10 protein-coding genes and 5 pseudogenes are annotated in these 19,683 nt (G+C 54.8%); 4 read left to right on the forward strand and 11 right to left on the reverse strand.

All coding sequences use genetic code 11. From position 1 onward, the window contains the following. Positions 1 to 15: 15 nt before the first annotated feature. Positions 16 to 450, reverse strand: a complete 435-nt coding sequence (locus tag TKWG_RS08095; protein ID WP_014750371.1) for a DNA polymerase III subunit chi — start codon at positions 448 to 450, stop codon at positions 16 to 18. Beyond that, entirely contained in the window at positions 440 to 1,963 is a 1,524-nt protein-coding gene (locus tag TKWG_RS08100; RefSeq protein ID WP_014750372.1) for a leucyl aminopeptidase, read from the reverse strand. Before TKWG_RS08100 ends, TKWG_RS08095 begins: the two co-directional genes overlap by 11 nt. A gap of 56 nt (positions 1,964 to 2,019) precedes the next feature. Here TKWG_RS08100 and lptF point away from each other — a divergent pair. Together lptF and TKWG_RS08110 are read left to right on the forward strand one after the other, a co-directional pair. Beyond that, positions 2,020 to 3,125, forward strand: a pseudogene (gene lptF / locus TKWG_RS08105) (LPS export ABC transporter permease LptF). 241 nt (positions 3,126 to 3,366) lie between these two features. Beyond that, complete coding sequence (locus TKWG_RS08110) at positions 3,367 to 4,356, forward strand: CysB family HTH-type transcriptional regulator (protein ID WP_014750373.1); 990 nt, start codon at positions 3,367 to 3,369, stop codon at positions 4,354 to 4,356. Between the two features lie 298 nt (positions 4,357 to 4,654). On the opposite strand, the pseudogene TKWG_RS08115 reads toward TKWG_RS08110, so the two are convergent. The 7 genes and pseudogenes from TKWG_RS08115 to TKWG_RS08145 all read right to left on the reverse strand — a co-directional run bounded on the left by TKWG_RS08115 (position 4,655) and on the right by TKWG_RS08145 (position 14,844). Next, positions 4,655 to 6,330: pseudogene (locus TKWG_RS08115) on the reverse strand (AMP-binding protein). Positions 6,331 to 6,379: 49 nt separating this feature from the next. Then, positions 6,380 to 6,958, reverse strand: a complete 579-nt coding sequence (locus TKWG_RS08120; RefSeq protein WP_014750376.1) for a chalcone isomerase family protein — start codon at positions 6,956 to 6,958, stop codon at positions 6,380 to 6,382. A gap of 108 nt (positions 6,959 to 7,066) precedes the next feature. After that, positions 7,067 to 8,535: pseudogene (locus TKWG_RS08125) on the reverse strand (OmpP1/FadL family transporter). 124 nt (positions 8,536 to 8,659) lie between these two features. Next, positions 8,660 to 10,584, reverse strand: a pseudogene (locus TKWG_RS08130) (3-hydroxyacyl-CoA dehydrogenase NAD-binding domain-containing protein). Positions 10,585 to 10,593: 9 nt separating this feature from the next. Then, a complete protein-coding gene (locus TKWG_RS08135; RefSeq protein WP_014750379.1) occupies positions 10,594 to 11,877 on the reverse strand; it encodes an acetyl-CoA C-acetyltransferase in 1,284 nt (427 codons plus the stop codon). Positions 11,878 to 11,879: 2 nt separating this feature from the next. After that, complete coding sequence (locus TKWG_RS08140; protein ID WP_014750380.1) at positions 11,880 to 14,201, reverse strand: acyl-CoA dehydrogenase; 2,322 nt, start codon at positions 14,199 to 14,201, stop codon at positions 11,880 to 11,882. Then, the gene (locus tag TKWG_RS08145) at positions 14,179 to 14,844 is read right to left on the reverse strand and encodes a TetR/AcrR family transcriptional regulator (RefSeq protein WP_014750381.1); all 666 of its coding nucleotides are present in this window, start codon (positions 14,842 to 14,844) and stop codon (positions 14,179 to 14,181) included. The genes TKWG_RS08140 and TKWG_RS08145 overlap by 23 nt, the downstream gene beginning before the upstream one ends. Before the next feature lie 378 nt (positions 14,845 to 15,222). Here TKWG_RS08145 and TKWG_RS08150 point away from each other — a divergent pair, with 378 nt between their 5' ends. Beyond that, the gene (locus TKWG_RS08150) at positions 15,223 to 15,576 is read left to right on the forward strand and encodes a DUF2325 domain-containing protein (RefSeq protein ID WP_014750382.1); all 354 of its coding nucleotides are present in this window, start codon (positions 15,223 to 15,225) and stop codon (positions 15,574 to 15,576) included. A gap of 436 nt (positions 15,577 to 16,012) precedes the next feature. Here the strand turns inward: TKWG_RS08150 and TKWG_RS22990 are convergent, their stop codons facing one another. Further along, positions 16,013 to 16,363, reverse strand: a complete 351-nt coding sequence (locus TKWG_RS22990; RefSeq protein ID WP_014750383.1) for a C40 family peptidase — start codon at positions 16,361 to 16,363, stop codon at positions 16,013 to 16,015. A gap of 11 nt (positions 16,364 to 16,374) precedes the next feature. Beyond that, positions 16,375 to 16,536: a hypothetical protein gene (locus TKWG_RS23590; RefSeq protein ID WP_171815141.1), complete on the reverse strand. Its 162-nt coding sequence runs from the start codon at positions 16,534 to 16,536 to the stop codon at positions 16,375 to 16,377. 1,077 nt (positions 16,537 to 17,613) lie between these two features. On the opposite strand from TKWG_RS23590, the pseudogene acs reads away from it, so the two are divergent. Further along, positions 17,614 to 19,590, forward strand: a pseudogene (acs, locus tag TKWG_RS08160) (acetate--CoA ligase). Positions 19,591 to 19,683: the final 93 nt, after the last annotated feature.

Below are 19,683 nucleotides of genomic sequence, written 5' to 3' on the forward strand. Positions count from 1 at the left end.
GAGTCGGCCAGCTTGTCAGTGGCTCGATATATTATGAGCCCGGACATCATGGCCGGCAGCCGTATATTGTTTGTAGCGCAACCGGGCCGCAGCCTTGTCCTGTTCGTGATTGGAGACAATTTCCAGCAAGCGCGTGAAGCCTTCGGTGTCAGGCGGGCAGGCCAGATCCAGATTCAGCAACCAGGGAACGGCAATACCGTCTTGCAGCGCCTGGGCCGGACTATGGCGTGTTACCCGTACCGGACTGTCTGCCGGTGTGTCCGGCCCTACTTCATCATGCGGTATAAAGAGCGTATCTTCCAGAGCCCAAAGCTTGCGCGAGAAAACAGCCAGCCGTTTGGGATCTGTGCAATAGATCAGGACCGGCTGGCCGGCCTGATACTGCTTGCGCACGACGTCGCAGGCCATGCCAAGCCGGTCTGCCGCGCCGAAGGCAAAATCAATGCGCATTCGCTTGAGCCTGCCGTTCAATCAAAAACTGGCACAGCATGGGGACAGGGCGTCCGGAGCGCGCTTTGTCCTTGCCACCCTTGAGCCATGCTGTTCCTGCAATATCCAGGTGCGCCCAGCGATAGGCTTTGGTATAACGAGCCAGAAAGCACGCGGCGGTAACCGAGCCGGCAGCGGGACCGCCGATATTGGCCATATCGGCGAAATTGGATTTGAGCAGCTCCTGGTATTCGTCATCCAGCGGCATGCGCCATGCGGTATCCAGTGCACGCTTGCCTGCGCTTAGCAGGTTGTCTGCAAGATCGTCATCGCTTGCGTACAGCCCGCTATGGAAATTGCCCAACGCCACAATGCAGGCGCCGGTCAGCGTCGCGATATCGACAACTACGGCGGGCTCAAAGCGCTCGGCATAAGTAAGTGCGTCGCACAGAATAAGCCGGCCTTCGGCATCGGTATTGAGAATCTCAATGGTCTGGCCAGACATGCTGGTGACCACGTCGCCAGGCTTTGTCGCGCGACCGTTGGGCATGTTTTCCGTCGCTGGAATCAGCCCAATTACTTCAGTATCCAGTTCCATATGCGCAAGCGCCTTGAATACGCCCAGCACCGACGCGGCGCCGCACATATCGAATTTCATTTCATCCATGCCCAGTCCGGGCTTTAAGGAAATGCCGCCGGTATCAAAAGTCACGCCCTTGCCGACCAGAACAACCGGGCCGTCGGATTTCTGTTTTTTCTTGCTGCCGTCAGGTGAATACTTGAGCACGATAAAGCGTGGTGGTTGCTCCGAGCCTGCTGCTACCGACAGGAATGCATTCATTTTCAATGCTTCCAGCTGCTTGCGTTCCAGCACCTCTGCGGTAATGGTTTTGTGGTCTTTGGCCAGTTGTTTGGCCTGGTCGCCAAGATACGCAGGAGTGCACACATTGGCCGGCAGATTGCCCAGTTCGCGTGTCAGGCGCAATCCCTTGGCGATCGCCGCGCCATGCTCAATGCCTTGCTCAGCCTGTTTCTGATCGGGCTTGTCGATGGTGAAAATGAGTTTCTTGAAAGACGATGTGGCCGGCCGTTTCTCCTTGCTGAATGTTGCCGTATATTTATAGACGGCGTTGCCGGCGGCGGTTGCTGCCAATTGCGCGCTCTGGCGCAACGTGGTGGCGGGGCAGGGTTCTTCAAGCAATGTAGATACTGCTTCGGTCAGCGAACCGTCGCTGCAATAACCGGCAATGGCCACATGCGCTTTGGACATTACGTTGCTGTTGAATTTTTCCTTGGCGCCAAGCCCGACCAGCACAACACGTTCGGCGCGTACGCCGGGCAGGGCGCGCAGATCGAACAATGTGCCGGTGGCCGCCTTGAATTCCCGTTTGAGGACGGCATCAATGGCCCCGTCAGAGGCGTGGTTGATGAGCTTCGCTGTCTCTCCAAGCACGCCCTCGGTGTACACGCCGACGAATAAGACGGCGGTTTTGATTTGTTGAATCGAGCGGCTTGTTTGTGTGTTAAATTCCATGTTGTTTCTACCTTGAGGCGTCGGAAAGATGCCCTCATTATCCCCCATCTTTGCTTATGTCGCTATTCAAACGGTCCGTTGTTGCAGAAATCACCAGTCACGGTGGCGTTGTCTTTTCAACGCTGGTCATCGTATGGCTGAGCGTGCTGCTGGTGCGTCTGCTCGGTCAGGCTGCCGAAGGGCAGATCGGCGCGGACATCGTCCTGGGTATTGCCGCACTGTCGAGTATTACTGCCTTGCCTACCATTTTGTCGGTGGCACTGTTTATTGCGACCATCACAACCATTTCACGCAATTACAGAGAGTCTGAAATGGTGGTCTGGTTTGCCAGCGGTGTCTCGCTCAAAGACTGGATTGCGCCGGTATTGCGTGTGGCGCTGCCAGTGTGCGTCCTGATTGCCATCCTGACGCTGGAGGTAACCCCCTGGCTTATCGCCAGATCGAAGAATATCGCCAGCGTTACGAGCAGCGCTCCGACCTGTCCAAGATTACCGCCGGGCAGTTTATCGAATCGGCTGGCGGCGCGCGCGTGTTTTTCACCGAAGCCCCCACGGACCCGCAAGATGAGATTGGCGCCGTGTTTGCCCGCGTGCTGGACAACGACTGGTACACCATCGTCACTTCGAAAAACGCACGGATCCGTCGCGAGGACAATGGTGATCGCTACGTGGTGCTGGGACCGGGCAATCGTTACGACATGAAGACAGACAGTGCCGAGTTCCGAATGGTCAGCTTCGATTCTTATACCTTGCGGCTGGAAAATACCTCGGGCACCAGCGCCGATGAAATCGCCCGGCAGAATGCGCTGAACCAGATGAAATCACGCCCAACCACCAATCTGATACAGGACCGCAAGGCGGAAAGCCAGGCCCAGATCATGTGGCGAATTTCTTTGCCGCTGGCCGCCCTGAATCTGGCATTGCTTGCAATTCCGCTGGGTGCGGTCAATCCCCGCCTGGGGCGTTCCGGAGACTTGCTGCTGGCGGGCCTGGTCGGGTTGCTCTATATGAACATGATCAATCTGATGCGTGGCTGGATCGGTAACGGAAAAATAGATTTTCTGACCGGAACCCTATCTTTGCATGTCATTGTCCTGGCACTGTGCCTGTATGCGTTCTATACCCGGATGCGTTTAAAAATACCAAAAAAATCAGCGGCTTAGTAAACGTTCCTATATACATATAGTCCGTCAGTGAAATAGACTATATGTATATATCTAATAATTATATAAATACGGTTCGTTATAACTTATAATCCGATAATGCGTATTGCCGCTAGCGGCGGCACGCTGTCACCACCAGCGGGTTCCGCGACGGTCCTGGGCTATGATGGCCCACTGTGCTGTTGTTACTGTTCCGGCGTTCCCGCCTGCAGCGGTCAGGTGGATCAAAAAGGCAAGGATAATGAATCTACAGCAATTTCGTTTTATACGTGAAACCATCAGACGCAACTACAACCTGACCGAGGCCTCCCGAATTCTGTTCACCTCGCAGCCCGGTGTGTCCAAGGCAATCATCGAGTTTGAAGATGAACTGGGCGTCAAGGTTTTCGAACGTCACGGCAAGCGCATCAAAGGTCTTACGAAACCCGGGGCAGCGGTGGCCAGCATTATCGAGCGCATCATGATCGAGGTTGATAACCTGAAGAAAGTGAGCGATGAATTTGCGCGTCGCGACGAGGGCAGCCTGGTCATTGCATGTACACATACGCAGGCACGCTATTTTCTGCCCCGATTCATCCCGGAATTTCGACGCCGCTTTCCCAAGGTTCATGTGTCCCTGGCCGAGGGCAGCCCGATGCAACTGGCGCAAATGGTGTTGCAGGAGCAGGCTGATATTGCACTGGCCACTGAGTCTTTATCCGAAGTGAACGGGCTGGCGACATTGCCCTGCTACAGCTGGGAGCATACCCTGGTAGTCAAGCCAGATCATCCGCTAACGGAGCTGACGTCATCGCAGGCAAAAAACCTGTCGCTGGAACAGATTGTCCAGTTTCCCATCATCACGTATGATCGGGCTTTTTCCGGGCGCACGTCGATCGATCAGGCGTTTGCCGACAAAGGACTCAAGCCGGACATCGTTCTGGAAGCCATTGACGCCGATGTGATTAAAACTTATGTCGATGTTGAAATGGGCATTGGCATCATTGCCGGCGTGGCGTTTGACCCTCGGCGCGATTCGGGTTTCGTGGGTATTCCGGTAGGGCATCTTTTTGGCACGCATATCACCCGCATCGGCCTCAAAAGCGGTGTATTCCTGCGCGATTACGTCTACGATTTTCTGGCCATGCTGACACCGGAATTAAGTCGCGATGCGGTTGAGGCGGCAGTCAATTCCAATGGCTCGGGCGATACTGATAATGATTTTGCGCTGCCGCTGCGCCGGGTATCATAAAGTTAACGCAGGCCAGCGTGGCAGGTGTGCTGGTGGCTGTCGGCCGACGCGAGCAAGGGCGCGCAGACGCAGTCAATAGCCCTGCCCTGAAGACATTGAACGACACCCCAACAACTGGACATCAAACCAGCCGTTGGGGTGTTTTTTATAGACTATCAGGCTAGCGGGCATCGGGCGGTTTCAGTTCAGTTGCAAAAGCGCGCCTTCCTGGTTTTCAGCGCGTACTCGAAAGCACATCTTCGATTTTACTTTTGAGGCCGTTCTTAATCCTTGCCCGAAAGGCGCTGCGTTTGCGTTCTCAGTGCTTGTCAGGCGCCTGTTTTAATTCGCGCTTGAGAATTTTACCCACTGCAGACTTGGGCAGCTCATCACGAAACTCAACAATCTTGGGCACTTTATATCCCGTCAGCTCGCTCCTGCAAAAATCAATCAATGCTTTTTCGGTAAGCGCGGCATCCTTGCGGACCACAACGATCTTGACCACTTCTCCTGATGCGCCGTTTTCAGCACCGATGGCGGCGACCTCACTGACGCCCGGGTGAGAGGCGACCACCTCTTCGATTTCAGACGGATATACATTGAATCCGGATACGATGATCAGTTCTTTCTTGCGATCGACCAGGAAGATATAACCGTCCTCGTTGATATATCCCATGTCACCGGTGCGCAAAAAGCCATCAGGTTCAAAGGCCTTCTGGGTTTCGGCTTCCTTGTTCCAGTATTGCCGCATAACCTGGGGACCCTTGACGCACAGCTCTCCGGTTTCATTGATGGCCAGCTCCTTGCCCTGGTCGTCGCGAATCGAAATCTCGGTAGAAGGGACTGGCAGGCCGATCGAGCCATTGAATTCTTTCAGATCCAATGGATTGATGGTAACCGCGGGCGACGTTTCGGTCAGGCCGTAAGCCTGTGTCAGCGGTCTGCCGGTCACTTGTTTCCAGCGTTCCGCCACGGGGCGTTGCACGGCCATGCCGCCGCCGAGCGTGAGCTTCAGATGCTCAAAAGACACCGATTTGAAGTCGGCATTGTTTAGCAACGCATTAAATAGCGTGTTGACGCCGGTGAACGCGGTAAACGGATATTTGCGCAATTCTTTGATAAAGCCGGGAATATCGCGCGGGTTCAGAATCAGCAGATTGGTGGCGCCAAGGCGAATGAAAGTAAGGCAATTGGCGGTGAGCGCGAAGATATGGTAGAGCGGCAGGGCAGTGACCACAAAGTCCTTATTATTGCCCTTTGCATAGGGTTTGACCCAGGCGTATGCCTGGCACAGATTGGCCACCAGGTTGCCGTGGCTGAGCACCGCGCCTTTGGCCACGCCGGTTGTACCGCCGGTATATTGCAGGAACGCCATGTCTGAATGATCCAGGCTGACCTGCCTGAAGTCGTTGACGTTGGTGCGTTTCATGATATCGGCAAAGCGAATATGACCGGGCAGGGACCAGGCGGGCACTATCTTCTTCACATGCCGTACGATCAGATTCAGTACCAGACCCTTGACCGTGCCCAGCATATCGCCCAGCGTTGTTACCACCACATGTTTCAGATCTGGCAGCGCCGGTCTGGCCACTTCAAGCGTATGCGCAAAGTTCTCTACGACAACGACGAACTCTGCCTGGGCGTCCTTGAGTTGATGTTCCAGTTCCCGGGCCGTATACAGGGGGTTGCAGTTCACCACTGTGCATCCGGCCAGCAGCGTGCCAAACAGCGCGATCGGATATTGCAGGATATTGGGCATCATGAGGGCAACGCGCGTGCACGCGTAGCGCCTTGCTCCTGCAGCCAGGCGGCAAAGTGGCGGGCTGCCTCATGCAACTGGGCATAGCTCAGAGACTGTCCCATGGAGATATACGCCGTCGAGCTGGCATGGCGTTCACAGCTTTCATTGAACAGGTCCGCCAGCGAGGCATAGTCGTTTATATTAATTTCCGCCGGAACGCCTGTCGGATAATTTTTTAGCCAGATTTTTTCCATGTCGTATCCTGGGAGTAAAAGGACTATAAATTAACGCCGGACCGCAGCGTCAACCCACACCAAGCAACGCCTGTTTCAGCGACGATTGGGCGGGGTCTTTGCCCAGCCATACTGCAAGCAGTGCCTGTGCAAAGCCCGCGTCATCGACCGCGCCTTGCTGTCCTCCTAGCGCCGAAACCGACACCCGCGAGCCGGAAAAGATGAGGTCAATCACACTGCCTCTTTTAAGGCTTTTCTGCTTGAGCAGCAGCCCGGCAAATTTTTGGGCAGACGGTTGTATCGCTTGCCATTGGCTTGTATTCGTATTGTCTCGCAATCCTTCATTTAATGCATCGGCCAGATCAGTGCTGTCAATGTCACGCAACAGCACCAACCGCAAGGCCCGTGGTGCCGTACTGCTGATCAGCGCCTGGGCCTGGTCGGTTTTTTTACCAGTGTACAACGCCGCCAGATATACGTCGAATACCACTTTCTTGCGGATGCCGGCGCCATTGAGGACCAGCTGTGTGTTGCCGACCTGCAGCGTGTCAGGCACGGTGTGTCCGTCCACAGTCCGGGCGTTGGCATCCAGCACCAGGGTCGACAGAATGACAAGTGCTGTGGCCAGAAAAGATGCCTTGAATTTCATTGTTGTCTCCGACTAAAATTCTTGTTGTGGCGCAGGCCACCGTGCATGGCTCGGAACGAGCCCGAGCCATGCACAGTGCATCCTGCTGACGTTACAGCCGGTACCTTGTCAGAAGCGGTGCGAAACCTGCAGGCCGAAAATATGGCCGTGAGACTTGTAGCTGCCGCTCAGACGACCGTATTGCGCAAGGTTGCCGTCGTTGGTATTGTCTACATGCGATTTTTTCAGGTACATATAGCTATAGCCTACGTCGATCGCGGTATTTTCCGAAGGCTTATATTGCGCACCCACGGAGAACCAATAGCGATCATTGTCCGGCAAGGAGGCCGGGCGGTGCTCCGCAGAGCGCACCGGTGACTGGTCCCAGGCAACACCGGCCTTCAGCTTCCATTGTGGCGCCACCTGATACATGGCGCCTACTGCAATGCGCCAGGAGTCCTTGAACCGCAGATCCAGGCCGGCCTCGGGCAGGGTGTCGCTCTTGATAGTCAACTTTGGCAGGCTGCTCCAGCCGGTCCATTGAATATCTCCCAGCAGTTCCCAGCGCGGGCTAATCCGTTGATACACGCTAAACAGGGCAGTATCGGGAAGTGTCACGCTGGCGCTGGATGAAGTGGTCAGCGATCCTGGCACCAAGCCGTAGATTTCCTGCAACTGCGCGGGCATGGCACCAATCATGGCGGCCGATGGGCGGTGAATGTCCACGTCGGTATCGCCCGTGGCTTTGTACTTGATACGGGACCGGTAGGACAGGCCGATGCGCGTGTCCTCGCTGGGGTGGAACATGACGCCGATGTTCCATCCCAGGGCCGTATCCTTCATCTTTACCTTGGCCTCGCCATCCAGGATGGGACCGTACTGATCGCCCACCGCCTTGCCCATGGCTGCAGCCTGTTGGGCAGGAACGCCGGCAGCGATGTACCTTTGCGTTACCGCACCGGCTACCTGGCTGCGCATGTCAACCACGGTGCTTTTCTCATATTCAGCCTTGATGCGCTGGATATTGATCCCAGCACCGATAGACCAGCTATTGTTCAGCTTGTAGGCGAGCGACGGGTTGAAGTTGATGGTTTCGATGTCAAACTTTTTCGAATGGTAGCGGCCCATGAAGCCATCACCATAATCTGTCGCCAGGCCGAAGGGTGCGCCGATGCCCAGGCCGGCGAACAAACGATCTGAGACTGCCAAGAGACATAGGCATTGGGTACAAAAGCGCCGCCGCCGGCGTTATCGCCTTCGTCGCCCAACTGGGCGCCGGAGAACCGGGCGTTGGCTGTGCCGAAGGCCGCAGGCAGCGAACTGCGGTCATTGCTGAACTTGAACGACGGGATAATGTAGTTGCCACCTACTGATATATTCAGGCCGGGCAGGTTGGTCATGCCGGCCGGGTTGTAGTAAATGGTGGAAGCGTTTTCTGCCACGGCACCACTGCCCGCGTAGGCAACGCCCAGTCCGCTGGCATTCTGTTCCTGCAAACCGAAGCCAGCGGCATGCACCGCTGTGACGTTTGATATTCCCAGTCCGAGCAATGTTGCGCTCAGAAGCGTCCGCTGGAGTTTATGTGTATGTCTCTTCATACGTCCATCCTAAGTGTAAAACCGGTGATTGCTTGTTTAATAGCCAATGGTGTTGCCGCAGGCTGTCAAGTCTTATCACATTTGTAATATAAAGGGGTGATTCTTATTGCCCCGCTGCGTGTTGTCATAGTCCTCCTTTACTTTGTTTGTAATGAATGGGTCCTCCGGTAAAAGGCGCAAACCCGGTTCCGAATATCACGCCTGCATCGGCAAGATCTGCATCTTGCACGATGTTGTTCGCAAGTTGTTTTTCGGTCTGCTCTATCAGCGGCTTGATCAGGCGCTGTGCCAGGCCTTGCGGGATGGCTTTGCTACTGCGCTGGTCATGCTTGCGGTCTTTCCACACGTAAAAGCCTTCGCCGCTTTTGACACCCAGCTTGCCTTGGGCAATCTTCTCTTGCAGGCAGCGTGGCGGCTCCTGGCCTTCGGACAGCTGTTTGCCGGCTGCCATGGCAATATCCAGACCAACCGTATCGGCCAGCGTGATCGGCCCCATGGGCATGCCGAACTCCAGCATTGCGGTATCGATGACTTCGGGATCCATGCCTTCGTCAATGCACCGCATGGCTTGCAGCATATAGGGAGCAAGCACGGCGTTGACCAGAAAGCCCGGCGTGTCCTGAACCGGCAGCGGCAGTTTGCCGATTTTGCCGACAAAGGCGGCAGCGGTGTCCAGAGTTTCCTGGGCGATGCCATCGGCATGTACCACTTCTACCAGCGGCATGCGTGAGACTGGATTGAAAAAATGAATACCGACAAAACGTTCGGGGTGCACCAGCACGCTGCGTAACTGCGCAATGGACAGACTGGATGTATTGGTGGCTAAAATGGCGCCTTCTTTCATTTTTGGTTCGATCTGCTGGTAGAGCGATTGCTTGGCTTGCGGATTTTCGCTGATCGCTTCAATCACCAGATCAGCCGTCGCGATACCGTGGCCCGCCAGGTCCGGAATCAGGCGATCGCGGGCTGCCTGCGCGGTATACCGATCCTTGCGGGCATAAATGGAGACGGCGTTTTTGAACGCCCCGGCGATGCGCTGGGCGTCGGTATCCTGCAAGGTGGTTTTGATGCCCTGCAGCGCGCACCAGGCAGCGATGCCACCGCCCATCACGCCGGCCCCGATCACATGAACATGGTTGACGGGAGTGGCATTATCCTTCTTGCCAAACGCCTTGAGCCGCTCCTGCAGGTGAAATACACGGATCAGATTGCGGGTGACATCCGATTGCAGCAGCCGGGTCAGCGCCTGGGGATCGGCCAACGGGTCGCCATCATGTTTTTCCCACAGATCCAGCATGGTCAGGGTGGCGGGGTAGTGGCCATAAGGGTCTTTTTGCTTGACGCTTTTGCGTGCCTGGGCAGCCACCAGCGACTTGAACGGTGCACGATTGAGCAAGCCGGCCAGGCCGCGAGCCTGACGCGCCGGTTTGCCCGACGTGACCAGATCGATCGCCGATTTCTCTGCAACTCGGGGTGCGACCAGCAAATCTACCAGACCGGCAGACCTGGCCTTGCGGCCATCCAGTGTGCGACCGGTCAGCATCATGTTCAGGGCGGTTTGCGGACCAATCAGGCGGGGTAGTCGCATCAGGCCGCCCCAGGCGGGGAAGATGCCCAATTTGACTTCAGGCAGGCCGATCACCGGCTTGGGAGAATCGATCGCGATTCGATAACGGCACGCCAGTGCCAGTTCCAGCCCGCCACCCAGGCAGGGGCCGTGCATGAGTGCCAGTGTAGGAAAGGCTAGCTTTTCGATACGGTTGAATAAATGCCAGCCACGTTCAATCAGCTTACGGCCATTGTCCACGTTCTCGACGTTTTGAAATTCCTTGACGTCGGCGCCGGCAATGAATCCATTGCGTTTGCCCGAGCGGATGATCAGGCTTTGGGCGGTGCGGCTTCCAGGCTGCCGATGATGTCGGCCAACTCTTCCATAACGTCGCTTGCCAGCGCATTCATGCTGCGGTCCGGGCAGTCAATAGTCAGCCATGCAATATTCTGCGCATCGTTGTGCAGGGCCCAGTTCTGGTATGTTTTCACAGTTGTCATGATTGATCCTTACTGCATGGTTTCGACAAGCATCGCGCCACCCTGGCCGCCACCGATGCAAATGGACGCCATGCCGCGCTTGAGATTACGTGCGCGTAGCGCCTGTAGCAGATGCAATACGATGCGTGCGCCAGAGGCGCCAACCGGATGCCCTAATGCAATGGCGCCACCATCCACATTCAATTTGTCCTGGTCCAGCGTACCGAACGCCGGGAAGCCAAAATGGGTCTGGCAGTATTTTTCGCTTTCAAAGGCGCGGATGCAGCCCAGCACTTGCGCGGCAAAGGCCTCGTTGATTTCCCAAAGATCCAGATCATTCAGTCCGAGGCCATGACGCTGCAGGATAGGCACACTGGCGTGTACTGGGCCCAGGCCCATTTGTGCCGGATCAAGTGCAGCCCACTGGGCGTCTACGATGCGGCCCAGCGGCTGCAGATTCCATTTGCTCACGGCTTCTTCCGAGGCCAGCAGCAGGGCAGCGGCACCATCAGTTACCTGGGAGCTGTTGCCTGCCGTGACATTGCCGCTGGGTTTGTCAAATACCGGTTTGAGTGTCCCCAGTTTATCTATCGTGGAGTCGCGACGGACACCGTCGTCTTCAGTATAGGCATTGCCTTTTTCGTCGATGATGGCGGCAATTTCTGCGAACGCATGGCGGTTCTGACCCGAGATCGCGCGTTCGTGACTGCGAACACTGAACGCGTCCATTTCACGGCGTGTGATGCCAAATTCCCAGGCCAGATTTTCAGCAGTCTGCCCCATGGAAATGCCAATGACCGGATCTGTCAGGCCTTTGAGCAGTCCGATAACGGGCGCAAGATTGCTCAATCTGAACTGCCTCAGCAGGCCCAGTTTCTGCCCGGTGGATTTGGCGCTATTCCATTTGGCCAGCCAGCCGACCATCGCGTCGGAAAACAGCAAGGGCGCGCGTGATAATGCGTCTGTGCCGCAAGCGAGCACCAGATCAGAACGTCCCGTTTGAATATTGGCGCAGGCAGAATCGAGCGCTTGCATGCCGGAGGCGCAGTTGCGCATAACGGTCCAGGCCGGCACACGATGGCCGGTGCCCACGCGCAGGCCAACCACGCGACCGATATTGGTTTCATCGGGCGTTGGGGCAGCGCAGCCTACAATGACTTCGGACAGTGCGGTTGTCTCGACAGGCTGGCGCAGCATTAAGGCGCGTGCCGCCTGTACGGCCAGGTCACTTGCAGAAAAGGGTCCGGGACCGCCTCGCACTTTCAGAAAGGGTGTTCTGGCACCATCGACGACATAAACAGGTTTGAATGTCATGGTCAGGATTCCTTGGTGGTGTGTGGTGTTGAAGAGCCCGTTGCGGCCTGCATTCTTGCCAGGCCCAGATCAAACGGGAAATCGTCGACGTGGATGACTTTGTCGCGCAGTCGGTCGCGTTCGCGCAACAAGGCATATTCTTCGTCGCTGATCTGGTTCAATTGGTGCGCCAGTTCAGTGATGTCGCGCACATTACCGGCCGGATGTCCGTCGAACACGCCGCGTTTTTCGGCGTCGCGGATTTTCGCATCTATTGGTTCGGCGCGCATGGTAGCGCGCAGGGCCTTTTCAATGGCACCAATCGGATCCTGGTCGCTGTCAGGTATATAGCAATTTGCTGTCAGGCGATCTCTGGCGGCGCCCGGTTGCATCAATTGCTCGCAAATGGCGCGATCAAGCCGATCATTGGGCCGGCGGAATACGCCGCCCCAGGGAAAGACGATCAGACGCAGCGCTGCGCCGATCCAGCGATTTGGGAAATTACGATACACATTGAGCAATGCGGCTTGCGCCTTTTCCAGCGCATCCTGAACCGACCAGTGCACAAAGGCAGCCTCGTCGGCTTGCGCGCCATGATCTTCAAATTGCTTCAAGGTGGCCGAGGCCAGGTATAACTGGGACAGCACATCGCCCAGGCGCGCGGAAATTTTCTCGCGTTTCTTCAAACTTCCACCCAGCACCAGCATGGCGACGTCTGCGCTCAGCGCCAATGCAGACGACAGGCGGGTGATCTGGCCATAATAGGGGCGCATCGCCAGGGCGGTGCCAGCCTTTACGCCCAGCACAGCAGAGCCGAACAGACCGCTAAACAGCGAGCGCACGCCATTTTTGCAGGCAAAGCCGATATGACCGAACAGGGCATCGTCAAACTTGGCTAGCGCGATCGTCGGATCCGTTTCCTGCACGGCTGCCATTTCCTTGAGAACGTACGGATGGCAGCGAATGGCCCCCTGTCCGAAAATAATCAGGCTGCGTGTGAGAATGTTGGCGCCTTCCACGGTGATGCCAACCGGAATTTGTTGATAGGCACGGCCCAGAAAATTGGAGGGGCCTAGGCAAATACCCTTACCGCCAATGATGTCCATGCCGTCATTGACGATCACGCGGGCGCGCTCGGTCACATGGTATTTGGCAATGGACGAAACCACTGACGGTTTTTCACCCAGATCCACCGCACCGGCGGTCATGACCCTTACGGCGTTGGTCATATAGGTATAGGCGCCCATGCGTGCCAGCACTTCTTCAATGCCTTCGAATTTACCGATGGACAGATTGAACTGCTTGCGTATGCGTGAATAAGCGCCGACCGCGCGAACGGTCATCTGCGCCATGCCAACATTGGAAGAGGGCAGCGAGATGGAACGTCCGGCGGCCAGACATTCCATCAGCATGCGCCAGCCCTGGCCGGCCATTTGCGGGCCGCCAATGATGAAATCCAGCGGCATAAAGACATTTTTACCTTCGGTCGGGCCATTCATGAACATGGCATTCAACGGAAAGTGGCGACGCCCGATCTGTACGCCGGGATGATCATGCGGCACCAGCGCGCAGGTAATGCCAAGATCTTTTTTGTCACCGAGCAGGCCGTCGGGATCGAACAGGCGAAATGCCAAACCCAGTAAGGTGCAGACCGGCGCCAGCGTAATGTAGCGTTTATTCCAGGATACCGACATGCCCAGCACCTGCTGACCATTCCATTCGCCCATGCAGACGACACCACTGTCGGGAATGGCTGCCGCGTCGGAGCCGGCCCAGGGGCTGGTCAGCGCGAAGGCGGGGATATCTTCACCCCGTGCAAGACGCGGCAGGTAATGGTTTTTCTGTTCTTCAGTGCCATAGTGCACCAGCAATTCGCCGGGCCCCAGCGAGTTGGGAACCATAACCGATACGGCCAGCGCCGAGTTGCGGGTGGATAGCCGAGTCATCACTTCTGAATGGGCAAAGGCGGAAAATCCCAGGCCACCATATTGCTCGGGAATGATCATGCCCAGGAAGCGCTTGGATTTGATGTAGTGCCAGGCTTCGGCCGGCAGGTCGAAATCTTCAGTTGTGATTTTCCAGTCATCGACCAATGAACATGCATGAACCACTTCATGGTCCAGGAATGATTGCTCGGCGGCAGTCAGGGTCGGTTTCGGAAACTGCTGCAACATGGTCCAGTCCGGCTTGCCGCTGAACAGCTGCGCATCCCACCACACGGTGCCAGCCTCGATCGCATCCCTTTCAGTGTCCGACATGGAAGGCAGCACCTTCTTGAACTTGCTCAGCAGGGGGCGGCTGATGTGACGTTTGCGAAACGCTTTAATTTGTTGGGAGAGGGGCACGCAGTCCTCCTAATAGAAAACTCATTAATCGGGGCAAGAGCAGTTCGTCGTACACATTTTCGTCAACCATCGACGATGTCATATCCGGTAGAACGCCCTGCAGAATGTTGATGCCGGCGATCGCATAAGAGGTAGCGCCAAGCATGAAATGGAAGCGCCAGATGATCTCTGCTTCGGGCACATCGGGCATGGCGCGCACAAATGCGGCTTTGTAGCGGGAGACGACTTCGACGTATTCCTGCGCAAACAGGGTCTTGATGAAATTGGACGGATCGGTCATGGTGCGCTCGAGCAGGCGCATGAAAATGTTTGCATCATGTTCCGGATCGGACGCGTGACGCAGCAGGGTGCCGAAGAACGCATCGACCAGCAGGGACGGTTTGACCGAATTGGGCGCGGCGGCTTTTTCAAGTTCGTCCAGCAAGCGGATACGTTCGCGATTGATCCATTCAAGACGCCGCTTCAGTACCGCCCGTACCAGTTCTTCCTTGCTGCCGAAATGGTAGTTGATGGACGCAAGATTGACACTGGCGGCCGATGTAATCTGGCGCAGTGAGGTTGCATCGTAGCCTGCCTTCACAAACAGGGTTTCCGCTGCATTCAGAATCGATTTGCGGGTTACTTCGCTGCGACTGGTGGCCATAATTAAACAGGTGATTTAAACAAGTGTTTTAATTCTATGCCTCTTCAGTGTAAATATCCATTGAGGATTAACCCTAGCGCGTGCGGCTGCGCAACAGGGTTCATATCGTCCGGGTAAGGCGCGCTTCGTATGAAAGGCTGTGGCTTTTGAGCTGAGCAGGCGAGCATTGGTGAAGTCGTCGGTCAGGCTAATGGATGAGGCTATGGGTGAGACGGTTTGTCTCTCCGCATAGGGAAACCGAATAAATGCATCACTAAAGATTGCATTTGGAAGGGGCGAACATGTCATTCCATTGATCTCTGATAAATTTATGAAAAATAACATTGCTAATAATAATGATTCTCATTTATAATAAATTCAGTTTTTATGGAGAAGACTATGATTGGAAATATGAGTGCAGTAGTGGTTGGCGCAGATCGTCTGGGCAATATCCCGGTGCTTCTAAAAGATCATAATATTGAAATCAAGCAGCACATCAGCGGGCGCGATCCATCCCATCAGAAGAAAACCTATCAATTGCCCACCGGGACGCAAATGGTTATTTTGCTGACAGACTTTCTTGGTCATAACGTCATGAAGTCATTTCGGTCTGCGGCGCAAAAAGCAGGTGTTCCTGTGGTTGCTTGTCGTCGCTCACTATGCAGTATGCAGCAGGCGCTAACGCAATCGGGTTTTCGCTGTGCCGATTGTCCGCAGCGTGAAAAGGCAGGCAAGGGCAACCAGCAACAATAACTGATTAGGCGGCCCAACTGGCTCTGGGCTGTTCTGGTGTTGCAGGGCATGGGATGACCTGCGCCTGCGGTGGTACTCAACTGTGCTTGCGGCATGTCAGGCCGCGAATATTTGTCCTGTCTTTGCGGACAGCACTGGGTGCTGAAACGTCGCCTTTCTCGCAAGACGCAGGGCTGTTGTGTTCAATGCAAAATCTTCGACTGAAGATGCATGATGGTCGATGGAGGTGGCGGTCGATGGTTAATCCATAATCAACAGATCGCCAATGCATCAGATAGCCGTTAGTTGTATTCAATACATCGGAAATGAAAAAAACCGGACATTCTGTATAGAAAACGTCCGGTTTTTTTGATCGTACTCATTTGACCATGCCATGGTCTGATCGCCCGCGAACATTACTGGCCGCTTGCGAGCTGTCGCTAATCACAATCACAGATCAGCGAGAGGCGACGCGCTGTCCTTCAAGACGGCGTGCGCCGTTATAGCGTTTGTTCCAGTAGACATTGTCCATCTTGTCTACACGAACGACAGAACCCGTACGTGGCGAATGAACAAATTTGTTCTCACCCACATATATTCCGACATGCGAGTAACGTTTGCCCCGGGTATTGAAAAATACCAGATCGCCGGGCTTAAGTTCGTCACGGCTGACCGATTCGCCTATTTTTGCCATGGACGCGGCTACGCGTGGTAAGTTCACGCCCATGTATTTGCTGGCGGTGTAGTAAATGAGGCCAGAGCAGTCAAAGCCGCCTTTGGGCGTGGTGCCGCCAAAACGGTAACGCACGCCGAGATAGTTCAGTGCGGCTTCGGCCAGTTCGCTTGAGGCTGCGCCGGCGAATCGATGGCTGCGTCCTTGTTATTGCGACGCAGCTTGGCCTGGGCAATCAAATCACCGATAGGGTCTGAAATTCGGGGATCCCATTCCGATACAGGTTTTTCAGTGGTTGCATCAACCACGCCATTCTGGGTGATGATGAGTTTCTGGGATTGTTCCTGATCGAGATCGTCGGCGATGGCGACTTGGGAGAAAGTGAAACTACTGAGGGAAATGCAGAGGAGGGAGAGTAAAGACCGTCGTAGACGGTTGCGGTATTTGCTGAAGACTGAGCCAAGGGAGTGTGGGGCATAGTCGTTACATATCGTAAATTATAGGGTGTCCGAACTAGCTTTTCCAAAAGCTGGGCAAATTTTACATAAAAATCAATGCAGTCACAACTGATTTATAAAGATTTTCTAGAATGAAATTAAGAAAAATTTACATTATTGGGCAAAAATTGATCATTTGATTTTGTGTTTGAAATCGATCTCGGAGATGCGGGAAGTTGGATGAATTTAGGTGTTTCTTACGGTAACTTGCGTGATTGTGTCAGTTCAATGTTACGTCAGGTTTGTAGGCTGAAAATGTAAAAATAAAATTCAATTGTGACTTAATGGTGCGGCAGAACAAATTGCCAGGCAAGTCAGGCAAAAATCGGAGCATTATTTCAATAATCCAGTGCGATTTGGCTCAGATGCGAAGAAAAGACGAAGTTTAATATTATTTCAGTTTATTCATGGGCAACGTGATGTGAGTCAAATGAATTTAAATGGATTCGTTATATCTTGCAATGGCATAACAGAGCTAGTCCGATAACGCAGCGGCTTTGTGATCATCACCTGGGGGCGCTACCATTATCCGTGGGCAACCTTAAGATGCGCTCCGTCTCACGCAGGCTAATTGCCCGCTATAGAGCGTCGTTCTTTGCTTGCGGTGATGTTTATATTGTCGCTTTTGGTGCCGAATGCTTGGTGCCGGATGCCGGTTACGTTGTTGTCGCTAACGCCCCGGGCCACCCGTGCTCCGGCCGGGCGGCAGATCACACCGGCGTTTGGCCGCTGACCTGTAGCGTGTTCTATACAGGTTGTTGCGGATTACCTTTTGATTTATTCTCGGCTAATATATATAGAACATGGCTGACGCGCACTGCGTGATCGAGCCCAGCACGGAATATCAGCTTTAACTATTTCACACTATACGTACAGGAGACCGCTTATATGTCCACTTCAATTGAGTCCGTACTCGTCGAAAACCGCGTATTTCCGCCCAATGACGATTTTGTCCGGAATGCTGTGGTATCGGGTATGGATGCTTATAAAGCACTCTATAAGGAAGCTGAAGATGACTTTGAGGCTTCTGGAAACGCCAGGCAACCGAACATCTGCGCTGGATCAGGCCATTCACCCAGGTTCTGGATGCGTCGGGAGCGCCATTTTATAAGTGGTTTGCCGATGGCGAACTGAACGTTTCGTATAACTGTCTGGATAAGCATGTCGTCGAGGGGCGGGGTGATCAGACTGCCATCATTTTTGAAGCGGATGACGGAGCAGTCACGCCGGTTACCTATAAAGAATTGCTGGCGCGAGTCAGTCGTTTTGCCAATGGTCTCAAGCAGGCTGGATACAAGAAGGGCGACACCGCCATCATTTATCTGCCATGTCCATCGAGGCGGTCGTGGCCATGCAGGCTTGCGCGCGTCTGGGGATCATTCACTCCGTGGTGTTTGGCGGCTTCTCGGCCAAGAGCCTGCATGAACGAATTGTCGATGTGGGTGCCACACTGGTCATTACCGCAGATGGGCAGTATCGGGGGGGCAAGGCGCTGCCGCTGAAACCTGCCGTCGATGAAGCACTGGCGCAAAGCAATACAGAGAAGGTGCGTTCGGTCATTGTCTATCGTCGCACGGGCACCGAAACCGCCTGGACCGAAGGTCGCGACGTTTGGTGGAGCGACTTCGAAGGCAAGCAGTCTGATGTCTGCGAACCGGTGGCCATGAATTCAGAAGACCCGTTGTTTATCCTTTACACATCAGGCTCTACCGGCAAGCCCAAAGGCGTTCAACACTCCTCTGCTGGCTATCTGCTGTGGGCGCAGCTTACCGTCAAATGGACATTTGATCAGAAGCCGGGCGACGTGTTCTGGTGTACAGCCGACGTCGGCTGGATCACTGGCCACACGTATGTCACTTATGGTCCGCTGGCAGCCGGTCTCACTCAAGTGGTATTTGAAGGCGTGCCAACGTATCCAAATGCTGGCCGCTTTTGGGACATGATTGCGCGCCACAAGGTCACCACCTTTTACACGGCTCCCACCGCGATCCGCTCGCTGATCAAGGCTGCTGATGCAGACGCCAAGGTCCATCCGAACAGCTTCGACCTATCTAGCTTGCGTATCATTGGTTCTGTGGGCGAGCCCATCAATCCCGAAGCCTGGGTCTGGTATTATAAAAATGTAGGTAAAGAGCGCTGCCCCATTGTAGATACCTGGTGGCAAACAGAAACCGGCGGCCAGATGATTACACCATTGCCTGGGGCAACACCACTTAAGCCTGGGTCTTGCACATTGCCGCTGCCTGGTATCTTTGCTGCCATTGTTGATGAAACAGGTGAAGACGTGCCGGACGGCAAGGGTGGTTTCCTGGTCATTAAAAAACCGTGGCCGGCCATGATCCGCAACGTATGGGGCGATCAGGAACGGTATAAGAACAGTTATTTCCCTCCGGAGTACCGAGGATACTATCTGGCTGGTGATGGCGCGCAGCGGGACGCCGACGGCTATTTCTGGATTATGGGGCGCATCGATGATGTGCTGAACGTTTCCGGTCATCGCCTGGGCACCATGGAAGTGGAGTCTGCATTGGTGTCGCATGAACTGGTTGCCGAAGCGGCTGTGGTAGGCCGGCCTGATGCCACTACCGGTGAGGCAGTCGTGGCCTTTGTCGTGCTCAAGCGCGAACGCCTCATGGCGACGAAGCCAAAGAGATCGCCAAGCAATTGCGCGACTGGGTTGCCAAGGAAATCGGCCCGATTGCCAAGCCCAAGGACATCCGTTTTGGCGACAATCTTCCAAAAACGCGTTCGGGTAAAATCATGCGGCGTTTGCTGCGCGTGGTGGCCAAGGGCGAAGAGGTCACGCAAGACGTCTCCACGCTTGAAAATCCGGCTATTCTTGAGCAATTGACTGAGTCTGTCTGAGTATCACAGTTCAGTAATCATTGGCGATATTGAATCCGACTTGGGCCGCATTCATTAAAGGCCGGCAATGAACAGAGCTGAAACCCATGTACG

Origin of the sequence: Advenella kashmirensis WT001 (assembly GCF_000219915.2) — a bacterium.
GTDB lineage: Bacteria > Pseudomonadota > Gammaproteobacteria > Burkholderiales > Burkholderiaceae_B > Advenella > Advenella kashmirensis.